Source organism: Corallococcus sp. M7, assembly GCF_054512695.1.
Genome location: NZ_CM137252.1, coordinates 7,015,323 through 7,040,758 on the forward strand (window position 1 = coordinate 7,015,323; position 25,436 = coordinate 7,040,758).

The window sequence follows — 25,436 nt, forward strand, 5'->3', positions numbered from 1 at the left end:
CCTTCGGGTAGCGACACACGCGATGAGCGTCCGTCTGACCGTCACACAGCGCAGCGAGGCCGGAGGCGCCTCGGGCAAAGAGGTCGTCCTCGACGACTCCGTCATCACCCTGGGGCGGGACAAGACCTGCCAGGTGGTGCTCCCGCAGCAGGCGGTGTCGCGCAACCACGCGCGCATCATCCAGGAGGGCACGCTCTACTTCCTGGAGGACCTGGGCAGCGCCTACGGCACGAAGATCAACGGCAAGTCGCTCCCCAAGGGGGAGAAGGAGCTGCTGCGCAACGGCGACGTCATCGCCATCGCGCAGTACGACGTCCGCTTCGACAAGGTCGTCGAGATCGCGCCGGACGTCAGCGACAAGACGTCCTTCCTCGCGCGCGGCATCCTGAAGGACGCGATGCGCGGCCTCGCTGGCGGCGAGGAGCGCTTCCTGCGCTACATGAACGGCCCGCGCGAGGGCCAGCGCATCGAAATCTCCGAGGCCCAGGAGCACATCTTCGGCCGCGACGAGAAGGAAGCCGACGTCATCCTCAAGGACGACCTCGTTTCCCGCAAGCACGCCAAGGTGCGCCGCGACTGGTCCGGCACGCACGTGGAGGACCTGGGCAGCCGCAACGGTATCAAGGTCAACAAGAAGCGGGTCAACCGCAAGGCGCTCAAGGACGGCGACGAGCTGGAGATTGGCGCCACCCGCTTCGTCTACGTGGACCCCGCCGAGCCCCCCGACGAGCCCGCGGTGAGCCTCTCCTCGGAGAGTTCCGCCGTCGCTCCGGCCCCCTCGCCGCCGCGCCCCTCCCCGCCCAAGCGCGAGGAGCCGCCTCCGCCGGAGCCCGAACCGGAGCCGCAGCCCGAGCCCGAACCGTCGCCGCCGGAGGAGCAGTCCTCCTCCGAGGATGGGTCCGCGTCCTCCTCCGAGGAGCCGCAGCCCGACGGTGGCGAGGAGATGCCCGTGCCGGAGCCGGAGCCTGCCCCGGCGGCCGTGTCCGCGCTGGCGGACAAGAAGAAGCTCGTCCCGCTCATCGTCATGGGCGTGGTGGGGCTGAGCTTCCTCGTGCTGATGATCGCCGTGCTCGCGGGCGCCTGAGCCGCCCTCCTCTGCCTTCCCACGCAAACGAAAGGGCCCCCGCTTCGAAGAAGCGGAGGCCCCGGGTGCTTCACAGGCTTCCGGCCGCTACCGGCCGGAGGAGATGCGCGCCACCGGCTGGATGTTCAGGTCCGGGGACAGCTCCTGGTAGCTGAGGATGGAGAACGAGGGGTTGAACTCGTACTCCAGCAGCTTGCGCACGTAGCGGCGGATGTCCATCGCCGTGAGGATGACGGGGCGCTGGGCGCTGGGCGGCAGGTGGCCGCATTCCGAGCGCACCGCGCCGACGATCTCCTGGGCGATCTCCGGCTCCAGCGCCAGGTGCGCGCCCGCGGAGGTGCGCTTGATGGAGCTGCGGATGGCCTCCTCGATGTTCGGGTCGAGCAGGTACACCACCAGCGTGCCGGTGCCGCGCGCGTACTTGTGGGAGATGTAGCGGCGCAGCGACGCGCGGACATGCTCGGTGAGCATGACGTTGTCCGCCTCCACCTGGCCGTACTCGGACAGGACCTGGAGGATGCCGCGCAGGTCGCGGATGGAGATCTCCTCCTCCACCAGGCGCCCGAGGATGTCCGTCAGCTTGAGCACGTTGACGATCTTCGGGACCACTTCCTTGACGATGGCCGGGAACGCCTTCTCCAGCTGCTCCAGCATCGTCTGCGTCTCCTGCACGCCCACGAACTCGCGCGCGTTCTTCCGGAGCACGGCGGCGGTGTGCAGGATGATGTAGCCGGGCACGTCCCAGGTGGTGAGGCCCGCGGACTCGAGCATCTCCCGGAACTGCTCGGGCACCCACGCGGCCGGCTGGCGCGTCGCGGGGTTGATGGCCTCGAAGCCGGGGATGTTCATCAGCTTGAGGCGCTCCACCGTGTCGTTCACCAGGATGTGGCCCAGGGTGGCCTGGCCGGTGACGACGGGCACTTCGTTGATCTGAATCTGGTAGGCCCCGGGCGGCAGGCCGCCATTGCCGCGCGCGCGCACGCCGGGGAAGCGCACGCCCAGCTCCACGAAGAGGCCGTCGCGCATGAACGGGATGAGCTCGAAGAGGAACTTGCCGCCGTCCTGCCGCGAGTCCACGTAAGGGACCAGCGCGTCGGAGACCTCCAGCACGATGGGCGTGACGACGGGGATGAACAGCTCCGAGTCCGGGTTGAGCTGCTCCTTGGGCGGAGGCTCGGCGGACACGGGCGTGCCGAAGCTGGACTCCATCGCGGGGCCGGCCTCTTCGGCGGCCAGCGCCTCGTCGCGCTTGCGCATCATCGAGTAGGCGCCAAAGCCCGCGCCCGCGCCCAGCAGGAAGAAGGGAATCTTGGGGAGGCCGGGGATGAGGCCCAGGCCCACGAGCATGGCCGCCGCGATGGCGATGGCCTTCGGGAAGGCGGTGAGCTGCGAGCCCACGTCCTTGCCCAGGTGCGCGCCCTCTTCCTCGCCACCGACGCGCGTCACCAGGATACCGGCGCAGGTGGAGATGAGGATGGCGGGGATCATGCCCACCAGACCGTCACCGATGGTGAGCAGCGTGTACTTCTGCGCGGCGTCACCGGCGGCCATGCCCTTCTGCGTGACGCCGATGATGAGGCCGCCCACGATGTTGATGACCGTGATGATGATGGACGCGATGGCGTCGCCCTTCACGAACTTCATCGCGCCGTCCATGGCGCCGAAGAGCTGGCTCTCACGCTCCAGGTCGCGGCGCTTCTTCTTCATCTGGTCCTGATCAATCACGCCGGCGCGCAGGTCCGCGTCGATGGACATCTGCTTGCCGGGCATGGCGTCCAGGGTGAAGCGCGCGGCCACTTCCGCGACGCGCTCCGAGCCCTTGGAGATGACGATGAAGTTCACCACCACCAGGATGAGGAAGAGGATGGCGCCGACGACGAAGTTGCCCTGCACCACGAAGTTACCGAACGCCACCACCACTTCACCGGGGTCGCCGGTCAGCAGGATGAGTCGTGTGGTGGAGATGGTCAGCGACAGGCGGAACATCGTCGTGATCAGCAGGATCGTCGGGAACGACGACAGGTACAGCGCGCTGGGCACGTAGAGGGAGATGAGGAGCAGTACCACCGAGATGCTGATGTTCAGCGTCAGCAACACGTCCAGGACGAGCGTCGGCAGCGGGACGATCATCATCGCGACGATGGCCACGACGACCACCGCTAGGACGATGTCGGAGTACTTGTTCAGGAAGCTGTTCGGATCGGCGTTGGCCATCGGCGGGGCCATCCTAATCCGTGCGCGCCCCCGAGCCCAAGGGGGGGCCTTCCCTCACCTGTCCGGCGAGGGAGCCTGCGTGCGGCCTACGAGCGGTCCTCGGGGGCTTCGGATTCCGAAGCCTCGTCCGAGCTCTCCAGGGCCGCGGCGGCCAGCATGCGCGCACGACGGCTCAGGGGGTCCTTGTCCTCGGGGTCCAGCGACACGGCATGCTGGAAGTCGCGGGCCGCTTCCGTCGTCCGGCCCTGACGGAGGAAGGCCTCGCCCCGGTTGACGAAGGGGGTGATGTCGGTGGGGTCCAGCTCGATGGCGCGGTTGAAGCACGCCACGGCGGTGTCCAGGTCCTCCAGCGCCAGGTGGCAGGCGCCCAGAGCGGTCTGGAAGTAGGCCTCGCTCGAGTCCATGGCCGAGAGCTGCTCGAAGATGGCCAGCGACTCGTTGAAGTTCCCGTCCTGGAAGAGGTTGAAACCCTCCGTGGCCCGCTCGAGCATCTCCGGTCCGGACAGGGGCTTCTCGTTGTCGTTCGACACCGTGGCCTTGGATTCAGTCGTCATCGGCGCGTTCACCGGGGCGGGGTCAGCAGCGGCGGGGGAGTCTAGCCCGGGGGCCCCGCCAGTGCCAGACGGGGTCCCCTTCTGTGCGCGGGCCGACTTCACCCGGCTTCGTCGATCCGCTCCTGGACCTTCGCCATCACGTCGCTCAGCGACTTCTCGATGACGCTCTTGAAGATGTACTCGGCGCTGGTCTCCTTGTTGAAGGCCTTCTTCGCCTGCTCCTTGATCTGCTCAGGCGTGGCGTCCGGGTTGTTCTTGATGAACTCCGCGACCGACTTCTCCGCCTTGCCCAGCGCGCGGGTGCCGGCCTTCTCACCCAGGCTGCCCAGGTAGTCACCGAACTGGTTGGCGATGTCCTGGACGGCCTGCTCGGCGGAGGGCTTGTCGGCCTGGGCCGACTTCTGGCTCTGACCGGAGGCCTGGGCCTGGCCGGCGGCGCCCGCCTGCGGGGCGCTCTTCGCCTGGAGCGCCTGGAGGCTCTTGGCGAGATCATCTGTCGTGGCGCGGAGCAGGTTCTCCTGCTTCACGACAGCCTGCGAGCCGGTCGCCGGCTTGGCGGAGGTGGTCGTGAATCCGACGCGGGGAGCGGAACCGTTAATCGTGTTGGAGCCCATGATCCAAACCTCGTCTCTGAGTGCAGCGTTTCCAGGGTTATCGGCGTGAGCCTAGTGGAAGTTTCCGGATCCTTTCCAGCGGAGGACCCACGCGGACAGGCCCGGAAACGCCACCGGCCCCGGACCGATGCCCTGGAGGGCACCAGCACGGGGCCGGAGCGAAACCAACAACCTGCGAAGGACTACTTCAGGTTGTTCACGGCGGCCATCGCCATGTCGTCCATCTTCTTCATGAGGTTCGTGATGGTGCTCATGATCTGGGACTCGAGCTGCACCTGCTTCTGAGCCTGCAGAAAGCCCTTCTGCTCCTCGGGGGCGGCGTCGATCATCTTGTCCATCGCCGTGCCGGTGGTGCTCTTCGCGGTGTTAACAGCCTTGTTGAAGACGTCGATCGTGGCCATGAGAGTTCTCCTGGTGTGGCGGGATAGGTTCGTGCGGCACCAGCTACAAAAGGATTATCGCTAAGGGGGGGCGGGAGTTTCCTGGGGATTTTTCCGCGATCATTTTTTCCCCGGCACCGTCGCCCCACCCGGCCCGCCGCAGCCACCGGGGGCCGGAAATGCCACCGGCCCCGGACCGATGCCCTGGGGGGCATCAGCACGGGGCCGGAGCGGACCAACAACCTGCGAAGGACTACTTCAGGTTGTTCACGGCGGCCATCGCCATGTCGTCCATCTTCTTCATGAGGTTCGTGATGGTGCTCATGATCTGGGACTCGAGCTGCACCTGCTTCTGAGCCTGCAGAAAGCCCTTCTGCTCCTCGGGGGCGGCGTCGATCATCTTGTCCATCGCCGTGCCAGTGGTGCTCTTCGCGGTGTTAACAGCCTTGTTGAAGACGTCGATCGTGGCCATGAGAGTTCTCCTGGTACGGCGGGATGGGTTCGTGCGGCACCAGCTACAAAAGGATTATCGCTGAGGGGGGGCGGAAGTTTCCTGGGGATTTTTCCGCGATCATTTTTTCCCCGGCTCCCCGCCCCATCGCGTCACCCGCCCCGCTCGCGCCACCGGGGGCCGGAAATGCCACCGGCCCCGGACCGATGCCCTGGGGGGCATCAGCACGGGGCCGGAGCGGACCAACAACCTGCGAAGGACTACTTCAGGTTGTTCACGGCGGCCATCGCCATGTCGTCCATCTTCTTCATGAGGTTCGTGATGGTGCTCATGATCTGGGACTCGAGCTGCACCTGCTTCTGAGCCTGCAGAAAGCCCTTCTGCTCCTCGGGGGCGGCGTCGATCATCTTGTCCATCGCCGTGCCGGTGGTGCTCTTCGCGGTGTTAACAGCCTTGTTGAAGACGTCGATCGTGGCCATGAGAGTTCTCCTGGTGTGGCGAGATAGGTTCGTGCGGCACCAGCTACAAAAGGATTATCGCTGAGGGGGGACCGGAGTTTCCTCGGAATTTCCCGGGATCATTTTTTCCCGGCTCCCCTCCTCGAAACCCCGGGGCTCAGCCCTTCAGCTTGCCCAGGGTCGGGTTCTTCATCCACGCCTTGAAGGAGTCCAGCTGCTGCTGCGACTCGGCGCGGGGGTCCGCGGCCTTGGCGGTGCCGGGCAGCGAGTCCTCGCGGGTCAGCGCGATCTTGGGGCGGCTCGCGCTCTCGAAGCCATCCGACGTCTTGTGCCCACCCGCGGAGCGGGCAGGAGCCGCCGGGGCCGGCGCGGCGGCCGGGGGCGTCACGGCGAACTTGGCGCCCAGCTCCGGGTTCATCTCCATCACGGCGCTCTGGATGGTCATGCCGTAGGTGCTGATGCGGTACTGCAGGTACTCCACCACGTGCCCGAGGATGGCCGGGGGCGGCAGGATGGGGTCCTTCATGAAGCGGTTCAGCGAATCCGTGACGTCCTTGTACATCCCCTCATCCAGCGGCGTGCCGGGAGCCGACGCGGCCACCAGCTTGCGCATGTTGCGCACCACCTGGAGGAAGGTGCCCTGGGCCGTCTTGCCCTGGACGTCCAGCTCCGCCAGCAGCTTGTCGCGCTTCTCCTTCAGCTCCGGCGGCTCCGGGGGCAGCGGAAGCTGTGTCTTGGGGGGGGTGCTCATGAACCGCTCCATCGGTTGAGAGGTGAATGAATCCAGCCTAACAGAGATTACGGGGCTTCCAGCCGACGCGCCAGGATGCGGGTCCCACCCGATGGATCAGCGCCGGGTGAGCGCGGTGACCATGGCGCCGGCCTTGCGCACCACCGGATCATCCGCCGGAGGCATGGCCGCCGCACGGCGCAGGTCCTCCAGGGCCTGGGGCTTCTGTCCCATGGCCAACTTCACCTCCGCGCGGCCCACGTAGACGGACGGGTCCTGGGGGGCCAGCTTGGCCGCCACGTCGAACGCGGCGAGCGCGCCCTGCCCGTTCCCCGCGGCCATCTCCACCACCCCGAGCGCCTTGGCGAAGTACACGTCCGTGGGGTTGATGGCGTAGAGGCCCTGGAACAGCGTGCGCGCCTCCGCCACCCGGCCCTGGTAGAAGAAGAAGTAGGCCGTCTTGGCGATGGCGTACAGCTCGTCGTTGGAATAGCCGCGCACCTCGCGGAGCGTGGCCTTGCCCTCCGCCCAACGCTGCAGGAGCGCGGTGAGCTTCGCCTCGTCCTGCGGATCTTCCGGGTCCAGCGCCGCCATGGGTCAGTAGCCCTCGTCCTTCTGCTCTTCCCACATGCGGCGGATGATCTCCTGCGACTCCGCGCTCACCTGGTCCACCAGGCCCAGCATCGCGGACTCGCGCTGCAACAGGGCCTTGAGGCGCTCCAGGCGCTCCGGCGGCGCATTCACCTTGGACAGGCCGCGCTCCAGCATCCGGCGCTGCCCGTCGTCTCCCCGGCCCGCGACGCTGGCCAGGTGCGGCCGGTCGCTGAAGCCCTCCAGGTCCGCGTCGTGACCGCCCGGATGGGGCGGCAGGGGCAACCGGAGCTCTTCCGACGAGTGCGCCGGACCGATGAAGTCCAGGAGCGCCGCGGACGGCATCGAAGGGTTCTTGATGTTGCCCGCTTTGCGCAGCTTCTTCGCCCGGTCCAGCTGGGACGGGTCCACCAGCCGCTCGCGGACGCTGCGGGGACCTCCCCAGGGCCAAAGCGCGGTGCTGGGGGGCTGATTGTTGATTTTGGCCATGGCGGGCCGACTTCAATACAGGTGGGGCCCCCGCGTCCAGCCCCCTTCAGCGCCCGCCCGCCTGCTCCCGCTGCAGCGCGTAGACGAAGTTCAGCACCTCGGCGACGGCGTCGTAGAGCTCTTCCGGGACCTCCTGCCCCACGTCCACCCGGTACAGGGCGTGGGCCAGGGACACGTTGCGCATCACCGGGATGCCGTACTGCTTGGCGATCTCCCGGATCTTCTCCGCCTTGAGGCGCATCCCCTTCGCCACCACGCGAGGCGCGCCGTCCGCCTTGTTGTCGTACTTGATGGCGATGGCGATGTCCGCCTCTTCGTCGCTGGCCATGGCGTCCTCCTCAGGCGCGCGCAGGCGGCGCCGCGTTCTGCTGCTGCTTGAGCCCGTAGACGAAGTTCAGCACCTCGGCGACCGCGTCGTAGAGCTCCTCCGGGACTTCCTCGCCCACCTCCACACGCAACAGCGCGTGCGCCAGCGGGACGTTGCGCAGCAGGGGGACGTCCGCCTCGCGCGCCAGCGCCTTGATGCGCTCCGCCTTGGCGTCCATGCCCTTCACCAGCACGCGCGGCGCCCCGTCCTTGTTCTGATCGTACTGCAGCGCCACCGCGACGTGGTCCGGGTTGGTGACGATGACGCTCGCGTCCTTCACCGCCTCCATCTGGGCTCCCTCCATGATCTCATGGTGGAGCTCCTTGCGCTTGGCCTTGTGGTGCGGGTCGCCTTCGCTCTGCTTGTACTCCTTCTTCACTTCCTCCTTCGTCATCATCATGTCCTTCATGAACGACTTGCGCTGCCACCACACGTCGAACACGCCGAAGATGACGAAGAGCATGATGATGCGCACGCAGACCCGGTAGAGGATCTCCCCCATGATGGCCATGATGCCGACCGTGTCCTGGCGCACCGTTTCGATGACCAGGGGCATCGAGTCGCGCACCACGCCGGTGACGACGTAGGCGGCGACGGAAATCTTGATGAGGTTCTTGAGCAGTTCCACGAAGGACTTCTTCGAGAACATGTTCTTCAATCCCGCGATGGGGTTGAGCTTGTCGAACTTCGGGATGAGCGGGTCGATGGTGAAGAGCGACCCCACCTGGAGGAAGTCCATCAACCCGCCCAGCACCGCCGCGCCCGCCACGATGGGCACGGTGAGAAGCAAGAGCGTGCGCAGGCCCATGATGAGCAACTGCGTCGTCGCCAGGGCCAGGTCATCCGAGTGGGCGATGGCGTCGAAGCTGAAGCGGAAGAGCGTGGAAATCTCCCGCTCCACGGTGTCCCAGGTGCCCTTGACGATGCCCAGGCCCGCGACGAGCACGGCCACGCCCGTCAGGTCCTTGCTCTTCCAGGTCTGACCCTTCTTGCGCGCGTCGTCGAGCTTCTTATGCGACGGTTCTTCTGTTTTGTCGCCACTCTCGTCCGACATGGAGGAATCCCGGGAGGCTTGAAGCGGCTCAGGCCAGCATCTGGATGGCGTGCTGGAACATGCGGAGCATGTTGGCCAGCTCCTGCTGCATGCGCCCGATCACGACATGGATGGCGATGAACATGATCAACACGCCCACCAGCGGCTTGAGCGACATGGAGATGAAGAACACCTGGATCTGCGGCGCGACGCGGTTGATGGCGCCCAGGGCCAGGTCGGTGACGAACGCGGCCACCATTCCGGGGCCGGCCAGCGCCAGGCTGATCTTCAACAGGTCCGCGAAGGAGCGGATCATCAGGTCGAAGAAGGGCCACACGCCGCGGCTGAAGCGCGGGAAGCCCTCCAGCGGCACGACGGCGAGGCTGTCTCCGAGCGCCCGGATGATGATGTGGTGCCCGTCCAGCGACAGGAACAGCACCACGCACAGCTGCACCTTGAGGCTGGAGAAGAGCGACACCTGCGTGCCCAGCTGCGGCACGTAGAGCTGGGCGTTGTTGCTGCCGGACATGGTGTCCATCAGCGTGCCGGCCACGCGGGCCGCGTCGAACACCATGTTGATGATGTACGACAGCGCCACGCCGATGAAGATCTCCTTGAGCAACAGCCCGATGTACGGGAGCGCGCTCAGGGGAATCCGGTCCATGCTGTCCGCGACGGACGGGAAGAGCACCGCGGACACCATCAGGCCCAGGCCCAGCTTCATCTCCGAGGGGACGACCTCGCCGCCCAGGAACGGGCTGAAGATGAGGATGGGCATCACGCGGCACATGATGAGTGCCATCGTGAAGATGGTGACCGACAGGTTGACCCGAGCACCCAGCTCGGCCATGACTTCGCCGATGTTCATCTGCCGATGAGCGCCGGGAAGCGGTCGAAGACGTGGAAGGTGAAGCGCAAGAGCTGACCGCCAATCCACGGGCCCGTCATGGCGAGCACGCCGAAGACGAGGACGACCTTGGGCGCGAACGAGAGCGTCTGCTCCTGGATCTGCGTGGTGGCCTGGAACAGCGAGACGAGGAAGCCCACCAGGAGGCTCATGAGCACCGGCGGCGCGGAGACCACGAGCACCAGGAACAGCGCCTCCTGGGTGATGAACGTGAGCTGATTCATGGAAGTACGAGGCTCCTTACAGGTAGCCGATGACCAGGCCCTTGGCGATGAGGTACCAGCCGTCCACGAGCACGAACAACAAGAGCTTGAAGGGCATGGAGATGGTCGTGGGCGACAGCATGTGCATGCCCAGCGCCAGGAGGATGTTGGCGACCACCATGTCGATGACGATGAAGGGCACGAACAGGAGGAAGCCGATCTGGAAGGTCTCCTTCAATTCGGACACGACGAAGGCCGGGACGATGACCATGAAGTCGTTGGGGCCAATGTCCTTGCGGTCCTCCTCCTTCCGCATCTTCTTCGCCAGGCTGTAGAAGAGCGTGCGGTCCTTGTTGGTGACCTTCTTCATCAGGAACTCGCGCAGGGGTTCCTTGGACTTGTCCGCGGCCCCCAGCATCGTGCCCACCGTTTCGGAGGAGAAGACGGACGTCCCCCGGGACCAGATGTCGATGCCGCCCGCCCGGTACATCTCCTGGCCCACGGGGGCCATGATGTAGACGGTGAGGATGATGGCCAGGCCGGTGATGACCTGGGTGGGCGGAATCTGCTGGGTGCCCAGCGCCGAGCGGACGATGGAGAGCACCACCGAGATCTTCACGAAGCTGGTCACCATCATCAGCGCGAACGGGACCAGCGACATGGCCGCGAGCGCGAGGATGAGGATGAGCGGCCGGGAGGTGAAGGAGTCGGAGCTCACCGCCTCCTTGACCATCTCATCCGGCATTGAGTCGCCGCCCTTCTTCGCCGCGGACGCGACGAAGGGGGAAAGCGACACGAGGGCCGCGAAGAGCCAGGGCGGAGCGCGGAACAGCAGCGGGCGAGCAGGAGACGAACGGTTCACGTGACGGCCTTCAGACGCCCGGCGGCGGCGTGGTGCCACCGGTCCGGCGGGAGAGGAGCTTCTGGAGGAAAGGACTCAGGGACACCGGCGACGACGGCGGACGCGCGGCGCGGATGCGCTCCACGGCGTCGCGGTCCAGCTTCGAAACCAGTTGCACGCCACCCTCGCCACCACCCACCAGCAGGTACTCGTCCGCGGCCTTCAGGACGAAGAGCGTGCGCCGTTGATCCAACGGGATGCGCTCCATCACCGACACGACCGACGCCTTGCCCACGGGCACGCCCTGCAGGCCCATCAGCCGGCGCAGGCCCACGTTGAGCGTGAGGTAGATGGCCGCGAGCACCGCGCCCAGCAGGGCCACCGTGCGCACCACCACCCAGGCCAGGCTCTCCTGCGCTTCCGCGCCCTCGGCCTCGGCCTCGGGGACGCCCAGCTCGCGGTCCAGTTCGTCCGCGTGGCGCTTCGCGCGGGCCGCGCTGTCACCCGCGGCGGCCGGGGCTGTCACGGGAGCCAGTGTTGGAGCCTCCTCGGGGGCCGCGTCCTTCGCGGGCGCCAGGGCCTCCGGGGCCGGTGCCGCCACGGAGGCGTCCGGAGTGGAGGCCGCGGGCGCCTGCGCCAGGACGGCGGGCGACGCGAAGAGCAGCGCGGCGCCGAGCAACAGGCGCGAGGGGAAGAGACCGAGGACCGCCATGGATGGGCGCGAGCCTAGTGCACCCGAGTCAGGACCGCCACGGGCCCGGGCACGAGCACGCCCCCCTGCCCGCCTGCCTTGTGACGCACGGGCGCAAGCGCTTTCAGCTCAGGTGGATGATGCGCACCCCGAGCTGACCCTCCAGCTCCACGAGTTCGCCCCGGGCCACGACCTTGCCGTTCACCGACAGGTCCACCGGCTCACCCGCCCCACGACGCAGGTCGATGACCTGGCCTGTGCGCAGGCCCACCACCTGTTCGGCCGTGATGGGCACGCGCGCCAGCTCCACCGCCACCTGCAGGGGCAGGTCGCTGAGCAGATCGCTTCCGTCCTTGTCGTCCAATGCCGCCCCTTCGAGTTCCGGAGGAACGCCCAGCTCCGGGTTGGTGAAGTCCTCGTTCTCTTCCGAAGCGCCCCCGGGCTCCCCACCCTGCGGGTTGCCCGGCTCGCCGGGGATGATGTCCGTGATGCGCGCCCGGTAGCGGCCGTTCTCCACGGCCACGTCCGCCAGGAAGTGGCCGGTGCGCCCCAGGCCCAGCCGCAGCTGCGCCGTGCCGGGCTCACCCCGGTCCGGCCGCGCCGACAGCATGTCCAGGAGCAGCACGTCCTTGACGCGCAGGGACGCCAGGTCCTGGGCGGACAGCTCCGCCACGCCAATCTCCGCGCGCAGCCAGTCGCGCAGCGCGGACAGGCGCCGGCCGTTCGCCTTCATGTCCTGACGGCGGTGCTCGCGCCGCTGGGCGCTCTCCACCGCCGGTTCCGCCGCCTCCAGCACCGCCGAAGGCACCACCAGCCGCACGATGCCGCGGTGCGAGCCCAGCACCGCGTTCAGGTGCACCGCCAGCATCGGGCCGTCCTCGCCCAGCCGGGCGGAGACCTCATCCACGCCGCGCGCCACGCCATCCAGCCGGGGCCGGGGAACACCCGGCTGAAGCCCCGGCACCAGCTCCTTCAGGGCCTCCAGGACGACGTAGCCCATCACGCCCTCCTCGATGTCCGTCAGGGGGCGCAGGCCCACCGTCTCACCGGCGCCGCCCAGGAGCAGGTCCACCGCCGAGTGCGCCAGCGACAGCTCGATTTCGAGGATGGCCCGGCCCTTGAGCGCGCCTGGGGCCAGCACCGCCAGGAAGGACGGGTCCCCCAGGAAGCGGCGCAGCTCCGTCATGGGGCGCGCCTGGGCGGACTCCACCGACAGGCGCACATCCACGTCGAAGAGGGCCTTGAGGCGCGCGCAGACCGTCTCCAGCGTGCCGGCGTTGGGCGTCAGCCACCGCAGCCGCTCCGCCAGCTGGCCCTGCGTGCGCGACACCTTCTCCAGGTTCGTGAACGCGAACGGCCGCCACGGCGACACCGGAGCCGGGGCCGGCGTGGGAGCCGGCGCCTGCGCGGGCTTCGGGGGCGGTCCCAGCTTCCGGGTGTCGACCAACATGGTGCGCTCGAAGACTCCGGGCTCGTCGTCCGGCTCCAGGCTCATGTCTTGGCCTCGAACCTCAGATTTTCAAGCGCCAGTCCCCGGCCGCCCAGGGCGCTGCGCAGGCCGTCGCTCTGCTCTTCGAGCATCTTCAAGGTGTCGCGGTCGTTGCCGCTGAAGACGGCGGAAATCTTCCCGTTCTTCGCGCTGACCTTGATGGACAGGCCGTTGAGCACGTCGCCGCGCAGGTCGATCTGGAACTCCGCGTTGCCCGCGGCGTTGGTGCCCACGCGCACGCGCTCGACGATCTTCTGGGCGATTTCATTCGCCATGGCGCGCAGCCGCTCGGAGCCCGCGGTGTCCTTGGGCTTGGCCACCGGCACCGGCGCCATCAGCGCGGGGTTGAAGCGGAAGCCCGCGCCGGCCATCTGCGCGCCCTTGTCGTCCTTCTCCTTGCTGCCCCCGCCGCCCGCGCCCTTGCCGCCGCCGGCGTTGACGTCGATCTTCAGCTCGCCCTTCTCCTGGCTCAGCCGGCTGGCCTGACCTTCGGCCTTGTTCATGTCGCCTTCGCGGACGTCCGTGGAGCGCTTCTCCTCCACGACCTCCGACTTGCGGGCCTCGCCACCCTTGGACAGGCTCTGCGACTCGCTGTTGCGCTGGGACTGCTGGGCGCCCTGGGTGGACTCACCGGGCTTCGCGAAGGCGGTCTCCTTCTGGGCCAGCTTCTCGTCGAAGGTCTTGCCCTGCCCCTGCGCGAGCCGCGCCAGGACCTGCTTGCCCAGGGGCTGCTTCAGCTCCTGCGCCTGCTTGGGCTGGGCCTGCTCGGCCTGGCCCTGCTGGACCAGCTTGGAGAAGACGGATTCGCCCTGCAGGCGCTTCTGGGTCTTCGCCTCCGCGAGCTTGCGCTCCTGGATCATCCGCTCGGCCAAGCGCGCGGCATCGCGATCATCATCAACTCGGCTCATGGCGTCTCTCCAGACTCGGCGGAAGGCGGCGGGAGGTTACTTGCGCTGGCGGGCCAGGAACAAGGCGCTGCCGATCTCCTCCTGTTGCAGCTCCTCCCGATCCTGGCGTTCTTTCTTCACCTGCTTGACGAACTTCTCCTTGTTCTTCTCGATGGCCTTGAGCTCCTTGGCGGCCTCGGCCATCAGCATGCGGCGCTGCTCCACCAGGCGGGCCGCCGTCCGGACGACCTCCTTCTGGTGTTCAATCTGGAGGGCGACCTGGGCTTCGTCGTCCTTCAGACGCTCCTCGAAGCGGCCCATCATGTTCATGCCGTTGATGCCGGCGCCCTTGGCCATGATCTGCTGGAAGTACTCCTGGACCTTGGCCTTGCGCTCCTTGCGGCGGCGCTCCAGCTCCGCCTCCAGGCGCGCCTGCTCCTGCTCTTCCTTCGCCAGCGCCTTGACGGAGTCGGAGAAGGCCTGCTCGGCCTCCTCCTTCGCCTTCTCACGCATGTCCAGCAGTGACTGCAACCGGTACGGGGGCATGGTGGGGGCATCCTACCCAAAAACCGTCCGGTCCGTAGGTGCGCCGGGGGCGGCCCGGGTCAGTCCGCGAACAGGTTGATGAGCTGCTCCACGGTCTCCTCGTACGGGGAGTTGGAGTGGGTGTCCTGCTTGAGGAAGTCGATGATGGCGTCGTACTTCTCGATGGCGTAGTCCGTCCGGGGGTCCGCGCCGGCCTGGTACGCGCCCAGCAAGATGAGGTCGCGCTGCTTCTCGTAGGTGGCGAGCGTCTCGCGCAGCTTGCCGGCGGCCTTCTTGTGCTCCTTGCTGACGATGCCGCTCATCACACGGCTGAGGCTCTGGAGCACGTCCATGGCGGGCCACTGGTTTCGCGCGCCCAGCTCACGGTTGAGGATGAAGTGGCCGTCGAGAATACCTCGGACTTCGTCGGCGATGGGGTCCTCCATGTCACCGCCGGCCACGAGACAGGTGTAGATGGCGGTGCACTTGCCCTTCGCCGAGTTGCCCGTGCGCTCGAGGATGCGCGGCAGCATGGAGAAGACGCTGGGCGGGTAGCCCTGACGCGCCGGGGGCTCACCGATGGCGAGGCCGATGTCGCGCTGGGAGCGCGCCAGACGCGTCACCGTGTCGAGCATGAACAGCACGTTGCCGCCGCGCTCACGGAAGTACTCCGCGATGGCCGTGGCGACGTAGGCGGCGCGCAGACGCACGAGGGCGGGCTGGTCGGACGTGGCGCACACCAGCACGGCGCGCTTCATGCCCTCCTCGCCCATGGCGTCCTCGATGAACTCGCGAACCTCGCGACCACGCTCGCCGATGAGCGCCACGACGCTCAGGTCGGCTTGCGTGTTGCGGGCAATCTGGCCCATCAGCGTGGACTTGCCGACGCCGGAGCCGGCGAAGAGGCCCACGCGCTGGCCCTCGCCCACGGTGAGGAGCCCGTCGATGCAGCGCACACCCAGGGGCAGCGGCCGTTCGATGCGCTGGCGGGTGAAGGGGTCCGGGCAGTCGCGGTCCACGGGCCAGTCGACCAGGTTCTCCCCCTCCAGGGGCAGGCCGTCCATGGGCTCCCCGATGCCGTTGAGCACGCGGCCCAGGAGCCCGTCACCGCACTTGATGGTGAGGGGGCGCCCCGTGGGGATGCACTCGCTGTCCGGACCGATGCCGTACAGCTCGCCCAGGGGCATGAGCATCACCTCGTCGCCCACGAAGCCCACGACCTCCGACTTCATCAGGCCGCGCTGGCGGTTCTTGATGAGCACCAGCTCGCCGATGCGCACGTTGGGCACGCTCGCCTTGATGACGAGCCCCGTCAGCTCCGTGACGCGGCCGCGCACCCGGACGAGGGACGCTTCCTTGATGAGGTCGTAGTAGCGCGAGAGGTCGATGGCCATGGCGGATTCCGGGAGGGCTCGAGGGCGCGGCGTTGGCCGGGAGGCTCAGGGAGGGCCGCTCTTGCGACCGGTGTCCGGCTGCAGGAGGTTCTGGAGCATCTCCAGCTGCGTGGGTAGCTGCGCGTCCACCGTGCCGTACTCCGTCTGCACGATGCAGCCCACGGGAGCGACCTCCGGGTCCTCCTTGATGGCCAGGTCCACCGTGCGGCCGATGAGCTCCATCAGCTGCGGGCGCTTGGCGCGCAGCACCGTGGCCGTCTTCGGGTGCACGCGCAGGACCATGGCGCGCGCGTTGCGGAGGTTCTCGATGGCCGCGGCGCACATGTCCACCAGCAGCTCCGGCTCGCGCTCCAGGTCGCGGCCGAGGATCTTCTCCGCCATCCTCAGCGACAGCGCGATGATGTCCTGCTCCTGGGAGTTGAGCATCTCGCCGGCCTGCATCTTGGCGCGCAGGAGCAGCTCCGTCGCCTGGGCGATGCCCTCCTGACGGCCCAGCTCCTTCGCCTTGGCGAAGAGTTCCTCCTTCTCACGCTGGGCCTCAGCGAGGATGCGCTCACGCTCGCGCTGGGCCTCCTCGATGATGCCCTGCGCGCCCTGGCGTGCCTCGAAGACCTCGGCGTTCATCACGCCGCCGCGCGGCGGACGCAGCGCCGGTCGCTCGGACGTGGCGACGACCACCGACTCCGCCAACCCGTCCCCCTTGATTACCTTGCCGATCGCCATGGGCCGCTCCTTGAGGACCGGATGCTAGCGCGTTCCGCCGCGCGGTCCACGCCCTCCCGGGCCGCCCGCGTCATCCGGGCCCGGCCGGTCGGTGGGAGGGGGGCGCCGGCGGCCCACCTGCGTTCCCTCCGAGGACCGGGATGAGGATGGCTGGCTGGAGAGCACGCGCGGGGGACGCTCCGGCTCGCCCCCCGGTTCGGGACGCGCCGCGGGACGGCCTCCCGTGCGCGAGCGCAGCACGCGGGCCCCATCCGCGGCCTCCCCGGACGGATCCGGGCGCCGGGGGGCGCGCTCCTCCGCTTCGGCGGGAGGCCGCGCGGGGCGCTCGACCCGGACGGAGCGGCCCTCCGACGCCTCCGGCTCCGGCGGACGTGACGCACCGCGTGCCCCCAGCCGCGAGGGCGGCGGGCCAATGCGGGCGCCATCCGGATCCGGCCGGCCGGGACGCGCGGGCCGGGGGGCATCTGGATCACGGCGGCTGGGAAGGGCCCCGGTGGAGGCGCGGGGCGCGGGCCCCACCGACGAGCCCCGGTCCACCGGCATGCGGCGCATCTGGGAGCCGTTCGCATCCCCTTCCGGGGCGGCCATGGAGGCGCGGGGCGCGGGACCACGCTCGCGCTCCACCGGCATCCGGCGGATCTGCGACCCCCCCGCCTCACCTTCCGGCAGCGGCGCGCCCATGGAGGCGCGGGGCGCGGGGCCACGCTCGCGCTCCACCGGCATGCGGCGCATCTGGGAGCCGTTCGCATCCCCTTCCCTTGGCATGGAGGCACGGGGCGCGGGGCCCACCGACGAGCCCCGCTCCTCTCCTGGAGCCGGACGCGGACGTCCGGAGGGGGCCGCGCCCGGGCCCGCGTCACGACTGGACGCAGCACCCGCGCGACGTGCCGCGCGCTCGGCCATGAAGTCGCGCTTGGCGCCCGCCTCCTCGGACTCTCCGGCGGGGGGACTTCCCCGCAAGGCCTTGGGAGCCCGGAGCGCGGGAGGATGAGACGGATCCGCCGCGGTGGTGCGCAGGCCCTCGCGCGGCGCGGGGGCCGCGGGACGGGCTCCCGGCGCCGCGGGACGGGCTCCTGGCGCCGCGGGACGGGCTCCTGGCGCCGCGGGCGCGGGCTTCCGGGCCCCCGGCGGCGGAGGCAGCACAGCGGAGGGGCGCGGCGGCGGCGCGGTCAGCCGCACGGGGCGCTCGATGAGGCCGCGCACGGCCAGCCGCTCCAGGTCCATGACGATGTCGGTGCGTCCGCCATCGCCCCGGGCCGTCGGCCGCGAGCGCTCCTCGCGCACCCACTTCGCCACCAGGTGGCCGAACTCTCCGCGGTGCTTCTCCAGCATGCGCGCGGCGAACTCCGGGGACTGCGCCACGCACGCGCGCGCCAGCCGCTGCACGCCCGCGCTGCGGATGGCGCCCGCCAGCCGGCTGAAGCCGTCGTGCAGGTTGATCTGCGCGCGCGCGTCCTCTTCCGGGAGCTTGCGTGGCGCATTGGCCGCCACGGACTTGCTCGCGAGCTGGAGCAGGTCCGGGGGCAGCGACTCCATGAGGCCGTTCAGCTCCTCCTCGGGAAGTCCCGCCAGCGCCGGCCCCAACACGCGCGCGCCCAGCCGGTCACTCACCGTGAGCAGCTCGCGCGTCTGGAGGTTGAGCACGTCCGCGAACTTGAAGCCCGCGGACTGGCCCGCGACCTCGCGCGCCAGCGCCTCCTCCAGCTTCCAGCGGATGATGTCCAGGACCTGCGGCCGCACCTCGCGGGTCAGCTTCACGCGCGAGGCAGGCAGGTGGCCGCGCACGGCCTCCGCCATGTTGCCGGGCAGCGCGCGCAGGGTGACTTCCACCAGGGCGCCGCGCTCGCGCTGGAGCAGCGCCGCCAGCCGCTCCGGATCCGCGGTCCACAGCTGGCCGCGCCGGTCCTTCATCAGGCGCTTGAGCTCCTGCACCACCGCGGGCAGGCGCTTCTCGCGCGGAATCTGGAGGATCTCCTGCGCGCGGTGGCGCAAGAGCGCGCCCTCCTCGTCCGGCAGGTGCTCCAGCGCCGCCATGCTCTCCTGTCCCCCGAAGGTGACCGCGGTGAGCAGCATCATGGTCTGGCGCTTGCTGAGCGAGGTGAAGAAGGAATCCAACGGTCACCTCGCGGGCCCCCAGGTGGCCCGCTGAAGATAGAAGACGTGTCCCCGGCCTGGAGGACACGTCCCGCGGACCACCCCAGGAGGGCCGCGGGAAGCGACTGCAGCTCTAGCCCTCGCGACCGCCGCGCGCACGCGCGGGACGCGCCGCCGCGGCCGGGGCAGCGCCGCCAGAGCCACCGCGCATGAAGGTCCACGCGGTGAGGCCCATCATCGCCAGGATGAGCGCGAACGCGCCGCCGAGGATCATCTTGAAGGTGCTCGCGCTGGCGGCCGTCATGCGCACGCCGAGCACGTCCTGCAGGCGGTTGGTCTCCGTGGTCTCCGCCGTGGGGGCCATGGCCTCCGTCATCAGCACGGTGACGGCCTCCGGCTTGAGCTCCGACACGGAGCTGGCGACGAACTGCTTCACCGCCTCCACGGAGACAGGGGGCTTGCCGCCTTCCACCGTGCGGTACTTGATGAACACGGAGGCCGACGGCATCGGCTTGTTCTCCGGCTGCGACAGGTCGTTGTTCTCCGGCACCATCACGATGGCGCGCGCTTCCAGCACGCCGTCGATCTGGTTGAGCGCGTTGGAGACCTCACCCGCCATGGCCTTGAGGAGCATGGCGCGCTCCTCCGTGGCGGTGGGGACCATGCTGCCCTTGGCGAAGTGGGACAGACCCTTCTCCACCGGGCGCGGCAGCGAGTTGCGCTTCAGCAGTTCCGCGGCCTGCGCGGCGTCGCCCTTGGGGACGACGATGGTGAAGCGAACTTCGTTGCCGCCCTCCGCCTTCTCCTTCTTGGCGTTGATGCCGTTCTTGCTGAGCAGGACGTAGATTTCATTCGCATCCGCTTCCGTCAGCTCGTGCTGCAGCTCGATGGAGCAGCCGGTGAGGAACAGCAGGGCGAGGAGCGGGGCGGCGAAGACGGGCGTTCGGCGAGTCATGGGCGCGCTTAGCTTAACAGGGCCCTTGCAAAACGCGGAAGGGCGCCCCCTCCCGACCCTGGGAGGGACCGCCCTTCGCATGCCGCCATGGCCCGGCGGGGTGGGGACTTCAGACCTGCGTCTTGACGACGTCCTTCAGGCCGCTGGTGGCCTTCTCGACGACCTTCGACGTGAGGTCGAGCTCCTGCGAGTACTTGTACATGGACGCCTGGAGACCAAGCAGCTCGGCGTTGGACATGTTCTTGCCGGAGGAGGCCTCCTTGATCAGCTTGTCCATGCTGACCTGACCCTTCTCCAGACCGGAGACGAGGTCGGAAACCATGCCGCCCGACTTGGTCGTCTTGGAGGCCTCGGCCTTCGCGTCCACGGGCTCGGCGCCCTTGGCGGTGGCGGGCTGCTGGGCCGCGCCGCTCACCTTGTTCAGGTTGGCCTTCTCCGCCTTGTTGACGGTCTCCACCTGGCGGACGGTGTCCACCTTCTGGGTGGCCTGCGCGGCCTGGGCCTTGTTCACGTTCTGGGCGGCGTCCACCTGGCCGGCGCCCTGCGCCTTGTCAGCGAGAACTCCGTCGAACTTCGACGCGCCCGTCTTCTGCGTCTGCTGCTGCGCGCCCTGATCCTGCAGCTTTTGCTGCGCCACCTGTCCCGCGGAGATGCCGCTCATCGGAGCCGCCATGTGACACCCTCCTTGCATCCGTCGAGGGGGGAGGGAGTTCCTCCTCCTCGTTCAAGAGTTCCTTGAGCCGATCAATGGCCCGCGCATGAAGCCGCGACGCCCAGCTCTTCGACTGCCCGATCTCCGCTCCTGCCTCTTCCAGCGTGCGTCCCTGGAAGTAATAGCCCTGCAGGAGCTTGCGCTCTTTCTCCGGAAGCTTCTCGATGGCCGAGCGCACCCGGTTCTTCAACTGCTCCATCTCCAGGCGCTGATCCGCCGGGAGTGATTCATCCACGTAGCCCGCCGCCTCCGCCCCTTCCGCCCCCGCTGCAAAAACCGCCGCGAGGCCCGCCACGGCATCCGAGATGTCTCCAATATCATCGTCGAATGACGACCCGCGGTTGCTTGCGCCCTGCTCGCGGTCAGCCAGATTTCCCAAATACGCCGTCGCGCGCTCGCCCTGATAGGCGGTGCGGGCGTCCGCGCCCCGCAAGACGCCCATCTTCCTCAGGCCGTCGAAGATGGCGCCCTTGATGCGGTAGTGGGCAAAGGTGAGGAAGTTGGCGCCAACCTTGGGGTCGAAGCGCTCGGCGGCTTCCAACAGACCGATTTGCCCATAGGCCAGCAGTTCATCCAGTTCGAGCTGGGCATTGAACTGCTTGCGCACGGTGGCCGCGAGCGACCGCACGTACGGGCCGTACTTCTCCAGGATGACCTTCCTGTCTTCACCCAGAGGCAAGCGGCGCGCTCACTCGGCCTTGGACCACAGCCGCTCGAGAACCTGGTTCAGCCGGGGATCATCCTGCAGGGCCCCGGCGATGCGGCCCGTGAGGGCAGCGGACTTCATGTTCAACTTCTCCTGGAGCACCTCGGAGACGAGCGCCTTCGTCGCCTCCTCCTTGCTCTTGAAGCCCCCGTTCTTCAGCCGCTTGGCGATGGCGAGGGCCTGCGCCGCGATCGGATCCGTTGCCTGGGGGCCCTGGACGTTGCTGGAGCCTACCAGACCCGAGGGCCCGACGAGCGATTCCGTGCGGTCCACCTTGCCGCCAAAGGACGCGCCGGAGGCACCCGACGGACCGGACGCCCCCTTCACGCCGCCCGCGCGGCCCTTCCCACCCCCACGTCCGACTCCACCGACAGCCATCGACGTACCTCCTTCTTCCGCTTCCGCGACTACTTCTTCGGCGGAGGCAGGGCCCCCGCTTCCTTCGCCTGGATGAGCGCCTGGGCCAGCTTCGCGCCGTCGCTTTCGGGCTCCAGGTCGATGGCGGCCTTCAGCTCCTTGAGGGCCTCCGGCACCTTGCCCATGAACAGCAGGGCCTCACCGGCGTGTGCCCGGGGCAGCGACGACAGGGGCGCCAGGCGCTGGGCGACCCGGTAGGCCGCCAGGGCCTTGTCGTGCTTGCCCTGCGCGAACTCCACGGCGCCCAGGCCGATCTGCGGCACTTCGCTCTTGGGCATGAGCGCGGCGGCGCCGACGAAGACCTCCTTCGCCTTGTCGAAGTGACCCATGTCCAGCCACAGGTAGCCGGACTCCAGCAGGACCATGGCCGGCTGGCGTGCCAGGGGCACGAGGCTGTTGGCAATCTCCGAAGGGGTCTCCGCCATGGACGTCGCGCTTCCTTTCCTGTCGCCGGAAGCACGGAAGGCGGCCGTCGAGGGCCGCCTTCCTTGCACCGGTCAGATTCCGCTGTCCGTGAAGACTAGCGGATGTTGCCGATGGAGTTCTTGGTCGTATCGTGCCGCGACTTCATCACGTTGGAAACAGCCGTGAAGAGCTGCGACTCGTGCTGCATGGCCGACTGGAGGTTCAGCAGCTTGACGTTGTCGTCCATCATCGTCTTGAGGCTGCTGTTGTTGTTCAGCTGATCCGACACCTGGCCGCCCGAGGCGCCGCCGCCGACGCTGGTGCCCAGGCCGGTGGAGCCGCCCGTGGAGGGCAGGCCGGAGCCGCCGACGCCCGGCAGGTTGGTGGAGGGCACCGCGCCGGAGGCGGTGTTCATCACGCCCACGTACGGGCCGCCCTGCATGCCGGAGCCGGAGGCGCCGGAGAAGGTCTGCGCGGAGGAGACGGCGGCGGAGACGATGCCCGCGCCGGGAACGAAGCCCGCCACCGCGCCCACGCCCGCGCCCACGGCGCCGACGGTGCTGTTCAGGCCGTTCTGCACGCGCGCGCCAAAGCTCGTGTTCGGCGTCTGCCGAGCCGTGGTCATCTGGGTGTTCATGCGCAGGTTCGGGCCCATCATGCCGCTGTCGATCTTTGCCATTTCAGCCTCCGCGCTGGTGCCAGCGATTCGAAAAGGGGAGCCCCGGGATCATCCCTCGGCTCTTTCAATGATTATCGGGAGAGCCAGCCGCCGGTTGCCTGCTGGTGACGAGAAATCGTCCGGGCTCCCGAAAGCCCCGTTATTTCCGGCCCTTGGACTGCTTCGACTCGGCGACGAGCTTCTCGCGGACGTCCACGAGCATGCCGAGCAGCTCCTCGGACCGCGCGATCGCAGCCTGGGCCTTCTTGCCGATCTCCGCGCGGGGGCCCTTGAGCTCGGCGAGCCCCGCCTTGACGGGGGCGAAGAGCGCCTGGACGTCGCTGGCGGAGGCCTTCTCGATGAAGGTCTCGACGGCGGGATAGGACGGGACAGGCAGTTCCTGGGGCTGGGGCTGCGGCGCGGAGGGCCTGGCGGGCGGGGGCATCGAGGTCACGGTCTCCTGGCGGGGAGCAGGCCATGCGGCCAGCCTCCGCTCTTTCCCCAGCACGCTAGGTGAATCCGGAATCGGCTTCAAGCACCCCACCCGGCGGCCGGAGCGCAGGTTGTCGGTCCGGGTCCACGTCCCTCGGGCCGGGGACCGAACGGGCACGCACGCGGTCTTCCCCCTCCGGCCTGTCCCCGACTCCCACCACCCCTAGCTTTTTCCCAGCGGGGGGCTCCCGGAGGGTGCCGCCCCGTCCCACTCACACATCATCCGGGAGAGATTCCATGAAGAAGCTCATTGGGGTTTTCGCGTCCGTGGCGCTGCTGGGTTCGGGTGTGGCCTTTGCCCAGGACAGCACGACGCAGGGCTCTCAGCAGCCGTCGACGTCGTCCGGCAGCATGCAGGGCTCCTCCGGGAGCTCGGGCAGCTCGGACGCCATGGGCGGCTCGGGGTCGTCCGGGGCGCAGTCGATGGGCTCGTCGAGCATGACGGGCTCGAACGAGCTGACGGGCAAGGTCGTCAAGAGCGACAGCAAGAAGGTCTACATCAGCAGCACCAGCGGCGCGGTGGTGCCCCTGGAGGTCGACAAGAACACCCAGTTCACCGACCCGAGCATGAAGAACGCCAAGAGCCTGAAGGAGGGCCAGGAGATCCGCGCCAGCTTCCAGGTGAAGGACGAGAAGAACATGGCGACCAGCATCTCGCCGAGCTCGGGCACGGGCGGCTCGGGCTCCGACCCGATGGCGCCGGACTCGTCCATCAACGAGGACACGGGCGGCTCGGGCATGGATGACAAGAACCAGGACATGGGCAACGACTCCACGATGAACCCGGACACGGGCTCCAGCACGGGTTCCAGCAGCTCGCCGAAGACCTACTAGTCCAGCCACTCCCCTCCCCTGTTCCTCTCCCGCATGGGAGGAGAACCCCGGCTCGCGGCCCCCGTTCTTCCGGTGGGCCGCGCGTCTTTCCATGATGGGCGCTTCCCGCGCGGCGGAAGCAGGAGCGGCATGGACCACGAGGCGGATGTCGTCATCCTGGGGGCTGGCGCCGCGGGGCTCGCCGCGGCTGAACGATTGATGAGCAAGGGCCTGCGGGTCATTGTGCTGGAGGCGCGCGACCGCGTGGGCGGCCGCGTGGCGACGCTCCGGGACACGGTGGCGGACGTGCCCCTGGAGCTGGGCGCGGAGTTCGTCCATGGCAGGCCCGCCGGGCTGCTGGGGCGCATCCGCCGGGCGGGGCTGACGGTGAGCCCCTGCAACGACACGCATGCGCTCCTGTGGCGCGGGAAGCTGGGTGACGGAGAGGACGCCTTCGCGTTCCAGGAGCCCCTGATGTCCGCGAAGGGGCCAGACCGTCCCATCGCGGCGTGGGTGGCGGAGCAGGCGCGCATCCACCGGTGGCCGCCTGTCGCGTGCGCGATGGCGCGCTCGTATGTCCGGGGCTTCTACGCGGCGGATCCGGACATCGCGAGCACGCTCGCCATCTCGCGGATGGAGCGGACCGCGGATGAGTCCGGGGGCACGACGCCTTCACGCGTGCTGGAGGGGTATGACCGCGTGCCGCATGCGATGGCCGCGAAGCTGCTCGCGAAGCCGGACACGCTGTTCCTCAACGCCGTGGCCGAGGAGGTTCGCTGGAAACCGGGCTCGGTCCTCGTGCGGGCGCGGACCCGGCAGGGCACTCCACTCGGGACGTTCCGGGGTGCGCATGCGGTGGTGACGCTTCCCTTGGGCGTGTTGCAGGCGAAGCCGCCTGAGCCGGGGGCCGTGCGATTCGTGCCTCGCGTGAGGGAGCAGGAGCGGGCCTGGAGCCGGTTGGCGATGGGCTCCCTGGTGAAGGTCATCCTGCGCTTTCGCATGGCGTTCTGGCGGGAGCAGGAGGCCACCGCGCGCTTCGGCTTCTTCCACGCGCCCTCCTCCGCGTTCCCCACGTGGTGGACGCTGTCGCCCCACCGGCGCACGCGGCACCTGGTGGGCTGGAGTGGAGGCCCTGCCGCCGCGTCGCTGTCCCGTTCGAGCGAGAAGGTGGTGCTGGGTCGCGCGCTCCAGGGACTGTCACGGCTCTTCCATCTCTCCGTGCGGGAGCTGCACACGCGATTGGAAGCGTGGCACGTGCAGGACTGGCAGGCGGAGCCGTACACGCGTGGCGGCTACGCGGTCATCCCCTCTGGCGCGATGGATGCCGTCGAGGCGCTCGCGAGGCCCGTGGGCCGGACGCTCTTCTTCGCTGGTGAGGCCACGCACGTGGGCGGCGATGAGGGCACCGTGCATGGTGCGCTCGAGACGGGACGGCGCGCGGCGGACGAGTTGCTGGCCCGGCGCTCGAAGGCTTGAGCCCTTCCCGTCCTCCTGGCGGAGGAGCAGGCGGAGGGGCGCTGGCGGTGATGTGGAAGCGTTCGCGCGTGGACATCTTCAAA

Annotated in this window: 31 protein-coding genes; 3 read left to right on the forward strand and 28 right to left on the reverse strand. The window is 68.7% G+C overall.

Going from position 1 to position 25,436, the window contains the following annotated elements:
• The first annotated feature begins 22 nt into the window (after nt 1-22).
• Nucleotides 23-1,084, forward strand: a complete 1,062-nt coding sequence (locus ACX114_RS28030) for an FHA domain-containing protein (protein WP_459289493.1) — start codon at nt 23-25, stop codon at nt 1,082-1,084.
• Between the two features lie 87 nt (nt 1,085-1,171).
• Here the strand turns inward: ACX114_RS28030 and sctV are convergent, their stop codons facing one another.
• From sctV to ACX114_RS28170, 28 genes are all read right to left on the reverse strand, one after another.
• Entirely contained in the window at nt 1,172-3,298 is a 2,127-nt protein-coding gene (gene sctV / locus ACX114_RS28035) for a type III secretion system export apparatus subunit SctV (RefSeq protein ID WP_459289494.1), read from the reverse strand.
• Nucleotides 3,299-3,384: 86 nt separating this feature from the next.
• Nucleotides 3,385-3,852: a tetratricopeptide repeat protein gene (locus tag ACX114_RS28040; RefSeq protein ID WP_206791766.1), complete on the reverse strand. Its 468-nt coding sequence runs from the start codon at nt 3,850-3,852 to the stop codon at nt 3,385-3,387.
• Between the two features lie 98 nt (nt 3,853-3,950).
• Complete coding sequence (locus tag ACX114_RS28045; RefSeq protein WP_459289497.1) at nt 3,951-4,379, reverse strand: hypothetical protein; 429 nt, start codon at nt 4,377-4,379, stop codon at nt 3,951-3,953.
• 269 nt (nt 4,380-4,648) lie between these two features.
• Nucleotides 4,649-4,867 (reverse strand): hypothetical protein, encoded by a 219-nt coding sequence (locus tag ACX114_RS28050; protein ID WP_206791764.1) that lies wholly within the window; start codon nt 4,865-4,867, stop codon nt 4,649-4,651.
• A gap of 232 nt (nt 4,868-5,099) precedes the next feature.
• Entirely contained in the window at nt 5,100-5,318 is a 219-nt protein-coding gene (locus tag ACX114_RS28055; protein WP_206791764.1) for a hypothetical protein, read from the reverse strand.
• A gap of 239 nt (nt 5,319-5,557) precedes the next feature.
• A complete protein-coding gene (locus ACX114_RS28060; RefSeq protein ID WP_206791764.1) occupies nt 5,558-5,776 on the reverse strand; it encodes a hypothetical protein in 219 nt (72 codons plus the stop codon).
• A 136-nt stretch (nt 5,777-5,912) separates the two neighbouring features.
• On the reverse strand, nt 5,913-6,506 hold the full coding sequence (locus ACX114_RS28065) for a hypothetical protein (protein WP_459289499.1): 594 nt from the start codon (nt 6,504-6,506) through the stop codon (nt 5,913-5,915).
• A gap of 96 nt (nt 6,507-6,602) precedes the next feature.
• Entirely contained in the window at nt 6,603-7,079 is a 477-nt protein-coding gene (locus ACX114_RS28070) for a SycD/LcrH family type III secretion system chaperone (RefSeq protein ID WP_459289501.1), read from the reverse strand.
• Between the two features lie 3 nt (nt 7,080-7,082).
• Complete coding sequence (locus ACX114_RS28075) at nt 7,083-7,565, reverse strand: hypothetical protein (protein WP_014398414.1); 483 nt, start codon at nt 7,563-7,565, stop codon at nt 7,083-7,085.
• A 46-nt stretch (nt 7,566-7,611) separates the two neighbouring features.
• The gene (locus tag ACX114_RS28080) at nt 7,612-7,893 is read right to left on the reverse strand and encodes an EscU/YscU/HrcU family type III secretion system export apparatus switch protein (RefSeq protein WP_014398415.1); all 282 of its coding nucleotides are present in this window, start codon (nt 7,891-7,893) and stop codon (nt 7,612-7,614) included.
• 10 nt (nt 7,894-7,903) lie between these two features.
• Complete coding sequence (sctU, locus tag ACX114_RS28085) at nt 7,904-8,986, reverse strand: type III secretion system export apparatus subunit SctU (RefSeq protein WP_459289504.1); 1,083 nt, start codon at nt 8,984-8,986, stop codon at nt 7,904-7,906.
• A gap of 28 nt (nt 8,987-9,014) precedes the next feature.
• Nucleotides 9,015-9,815, reverse strand: coding sequence for a flagellar biosynthetic protein FliR (locus tag ACX114_RS28090; RefSeq protein WP_459289506.1), 801 nt, complete (start codon nt 9,813-9,815; stop codon nt 9,015-9,017).
• A 14-nt stretch (nt 9,816-9,829) separates the two neighbouring features.
• Nucleotides 9,830-10,096 carry a type III secretion system export apparatus subunit SctS gene (gene sctS / locus ACX114_RS28095; protein WP_120528175.1) on the reverse strand — a complete coding sequence of 89 codons (267 nt, stop codon included), beginning with the start codon at nt 10,094-10,096 and terminating at the stop codon, nt 9,830-9,832.
• A 16-nt stretch (nt 10,097-10,112) separates the two neighbouring features.
• Nucleotides 10,113-10,937, reverse strand: coding sequence for a type III secretion system export apparatus subunit SctR (gene sctR / locus ACX114_RS28100; protein WP_459289508.1), 825 nt, complete (start codon nt 10,935-10,937; stop codon nt 10,113-10,115).
• 10 nt (nt 10,938-10,947) lie between these two features.
• On the reverse strand, nt 10,948-11,628 hold the full coding sequence (locus ACX114_RS28105) for a flagellar biosynthetic protein FliO (protein WP_459289510.1): 681 nt from the start codon (nt 11,626-11,628) through the stop codon (nt 10,948-10,950).
• Between the two features lie 103 nt (nt 11,629-11,731).
• A complete protein-coding gene (gene sctQ / locus ACX114_RS28110; RefSeq protein WP_459289512.1) occupies nt 11,732-13,102 on the reverse strand; it encodes a type III secretion system cytoplasmic ring protein SctQ in 1,371 nt (456 codons plus the stop codon).
• Entirely contained in the window at nt 13,099-14,004 is a 906-nt protein-coding gene (locus ACX114_RS28115; protein WP_459289514.1) for a flagellar hook-length control protein FliK, read from the reverse strand. Before ACX114_RS28115 ends, sctQ begins: the two co-directional genes overlap by 4 nt.
• Nucleotides 14,005-14,040: 36 nt before the next feature.
• Entirely contained in the window at nt 14,041-14,529 is a 489-nt protein-coding gene (locus ACX114_RS28120; RefSeq protein WP_014398423.1) for a flagellar assembly protein FliH, read from the reverse strand.
• A 59-nt stretch (nt 14,530-14,588) separates the two neighbouring features.
• On the reverse strand, nt 14,589-15,902 hold the full coding sequence (gene sctN, locus ACX114_RS28125) for a type III secretion system ATPase SctN (protein WP_206791709.1): 1,314 nt from the start codon (nt 15,900-15,902) through the stop codon (nt 14,589-14,591).
• Nucleotides 15,903-15,947: 45 nt separating this feature from the next.
• On the reverse strand, nt 15,948-16,625 hold the full coding sequence (locus tag ACX114_RS28130) for a FliH/SctL family protein (RefSeq protein WP_459289516.1): 678 nt from the start codon (nt 16,623-16,625) through the stop codon (nt 15,948-15,950).
• Nucleotides 16,626-16,649: 24 nt separating this feature from the next.
• Nucleotides 16,650-18,740, reverse strand: a complete 2,091-nt coding sequence (locus tag ACX114_RS28135) for a hypothetical protein (protein WP_459289518.1) — start codon at nt 18,738-18,740, stop codon at nt 16,650-16,652.
• Nucleotides 18,741-18,852: 112 nt separating this feature from the next.
• On the reverse strand, nt 18,853-19,674 hold the full coding sequence (locus tag ACX114_RS28140) for a type III secretion protein (protein WP_459289519.1): 822 nt from the start codon (nt 19,672-19,674) through the stop codon (nt 18,853-18,855).
• A gap of 109 nt (nt 19,675-19,783) precedes the next feature.
• Complete coding sequence (locus tag ACX114_RS28145) at nt 19,784-20,203, reverse strand: hypothetical protein (RefSeq protein ID WP_014398428.1); 420 nt, start codon at nt 20,201-20,203, stop codon at nt 19,784-19,786.
• A gap of 22 nt (nt 20,204-20,225) precedes the next feature.
• Complete coding sequence (locus ACX114_RS28150) at nt 20,226-21,065, reverse strand: sigma-70 family RNA polymerase sigma factor (RefSeq protein WP_206791679.1); 840 nt, start codon at nt 21,063-21,065, stop codon at nt 20,226-20,228.
• Between the two features lie 9 nt (nt 21,066-21,074).
• Entirely contained in the window at nt 21,075-21,470 is a 396-nt protein-coding gene (locus tag ACX114_RS28155) for a hypothetical protein (RefSeq protein ID WP_014398430.1), read from the reverse strand.
• Between the two features lie 29 nt (nt 21,471-21,499).
• Complete coding sequence (locus ACX114_RS28160; RefSeq protein WP_120530743.1) at nt 21,500-21,934, reverse strand: tetratricopeptide repeat protein; 435 nt, start codon at nt 21,932-21,934, stop codon at nt 21,500-21,502.
• A 95-nt stretch (nt 21,935-22,029) separates the two neighbouring features.
• Entirely contained in the window at nt 22,030-22,593 is a 564-nt protein-coding gene (locus ACX114_RS28165; RefSeq protein ID WP_206791674.1) for a hypothetical protein, read from the reverse strand.
• Between the two features lie 139 nt (nt 22,594-22,732).
• Nucleotides 22,733-23,017, reverse strand: coding sequence for a hypothetical protein (locus ACX114_RS28170; RefSeq protein WP_206800318.1), 285 nt, complete (start codon nt 23,015-23,017; stop codon nt 22,733-22,735).
• 284 nt (nt 23,018-23,301) lie between these two features.
• Here ACX114_RS28170 and ACX114_RS28175 point away from each other — a divergent pair, with 284 nt between their 5' ends.
• Nucleotides 23,302-23,898, forward strand: a complete 597-nt coding sequence (locus ACX114_RS28175; protein ID WP_459289522.1) for a hypothetical protein — start codon at nt 23,302-23,304, stop codon at nt 23,896-23,898.
• A gap of 129 nt (nt 23,899-24,027) precedes the next feature.
• Entirely contained in the window at nt 24,028-25,353 is a 1,326-nt protein-coding gene (locus ACX114_RS28180; protein WP_459289524.1) for a flavin monoamine oxidase family protein, read from the forward strand.
• Nucleotides 25,354-25,436 lie beyond the last annotated feature (83 nt).

Coding starts and splice junctions, on each gene's coding strand:
- ACX114_RS28030 (WP_459289493.1), top strand. CDS start 23: ATGAGCGTCCGTCTGACCGTCACACAGCGCAGCGAGGCCGGAGGCGCC.
- sctV (WP_459289494.1), bottom strand. CDS start 3,298: ATGGCCAACGCCGATCCGAACAGCTTCCTGAACAAGTACTCCGACATC.
- ACX114_RS28040 (WP_206791766.1), bottom strand. CDS start 3,852: ATGACGACTGAATCCAAGGCCACGGTGTCGAACGACAACGAGAAGCCC.
- ACX114_RS28050 (WP_206791764.1), bottom strand. CDS start 4,867: ATGGCCACGATCGACGTCTTCAACAAGGCTGTTAACACCGCGAAGAGC.
- ACX114_RS28055 (WP_206791764.1), bottom strand. CDS start 5,318: ATGGCCACGATCGACGTCTTCAACAAGGCTGTTAACACCGCGAAGAGC.
- ACX114_RS28060 (WP_206791764.1), bottom strand. CDS start 5,776: ATGGCCACGATCGACGTCTTCAACAAGGCTGTTAACACCGCGAAGAGC.
- ACX114_RS28065 (WP_459289499.1), bottom strand. CDS start 6,506: ATGAGCACCCCCCCCAAGACACAGCTTCCGCTGCCCCCGGAGCCGCCG.
- ACX114_RS28070 (WP_459289501.1), bottom strand. CDS start 7,079: ATGGCGGCGCTGGACCCGGAAGATCCGCAGGACGAGGCGAAGCTCACC.
- ACX114_RS28075 (WP_014398414.1), bottom strand. CDS start 7,565: ATGGCCAAAATCAACAATCAGCCCCCCAGCACCGCGCTTTGGCCCTGG.
- ACX114_RS28080 (WP_014398415.1), bottom strand. CDS start 7,893: ATGGCCAGCGACGAAGAGGCGGACATCGCCATCGCCATCAAGTACGAC.
- sctU (WP_459289504.1), bottom strand. CDS start 8,986: ATGTCGGACGAGAGTGGCGACAAAACAGAAGAACCGTCGCATAAGAAG.
- ACX114_RS28090 (WP_459289506.1), bottom strand. CDS start 9,815: ATGGCCGAGCTGGGTGCTCGGGTCAACCTGTCGGTCACCATCTTCACG.
- sctS (WP_120528175.1), bottom strand. CDS start 10,096: ATGAATCAGCTCACGTTCATCACCCAGGAGGCGCTGTTCCTGGTGCTC.
- ACX114_RS28105 (WP_459289510.1), bottom strand. CDS start 11,628: ATGGCGGTCCTCGGTCTCTTCCCCTCGCGCCTGTTGCTCGGCGCCGCG.
- sctQ (WP_459289512.1), bottom strand. CDS start 13,102: ATGAGCCTGGAGCCGGACGACGAGCCCGGAGTCTTCGAGCGCACCATG.
- ACX114_RS28115 (WP_459289514.1), bottom strand. CDS start 14,004: ATGAGCCGAGTTGATGATGATCGCGATGCCGCGCGCTTGGCCGAGCGG.
- ACX114_RS28120 (WP_014398423.1), bottom strand. CDS start 14,529: ATGCCCCCGTACCGGTTGCAGTCACTGCTGGACATGCGTGAGAAGGCG.
- sctN (WP_206791709.1), bottom strand. CDS start 15,902: ATGGCCATCGACCTCTCGCGCTACTACGACCTCATCAAGGAAGCGTCC.
- ACX114_RS28130 (WP_459289516.1), bottom strand. CDS start 16,625: ATGGCGATCGGCAAGGTAATCAAGGGGGACGGGTTGGCGGAGTCGGTG.
- ACX114_RS28140 (WP_459289519.1), bottom strand. CDS start 19,674: ATGACTCGCCGAACGCCCGTCTTCGCCGCCCCGCTCCTCGCCCTGCTG.
- ACX114_RS28155 (WP_014398430.1), bottom strand. CDS start 21,470: ATGGCTGTCGGTGGAGTCGGACGTGGGGGTGGGAAGGGCCGCGCGGGC.
- ACX114_RS28160 (WP_120530743.1), bottom strand. CDS start 21,934: ATGGCGGAGACCCCTTCGGAGATTGCCAACAGCCTCGTGCCCCTGGCA.
- ACX114_RS28165 (WP_206791674.1), bottom strand. CDS start 22,593: ATGGCAAAGATCGACAGCGGCATGATGGGCCCGAACCTGCGCATGAAC.
- ACX114_RS28170 (WP_206800318.1), bottom strand. CDS start 23,017: ATGCCCCCGCCCGCCAGGCCCTCCGCGCCGCAGCCCCAGCCCCAGGAA.
- ACX114_RS28175 (WP_459289522.1), top strand. CDS start 23,302: ATGAAGAAGCTCATTGGGGTTTTCGCGTCCGTGGCGCTGCTGGGTTCG.
- ACX114_RS28180 (WP_459289524.1), top strand. CDS start 24,028: ATGGACCACGAGGCGGATGTCGTCATCCTGGGGGCTGGCGCCGCGGGG.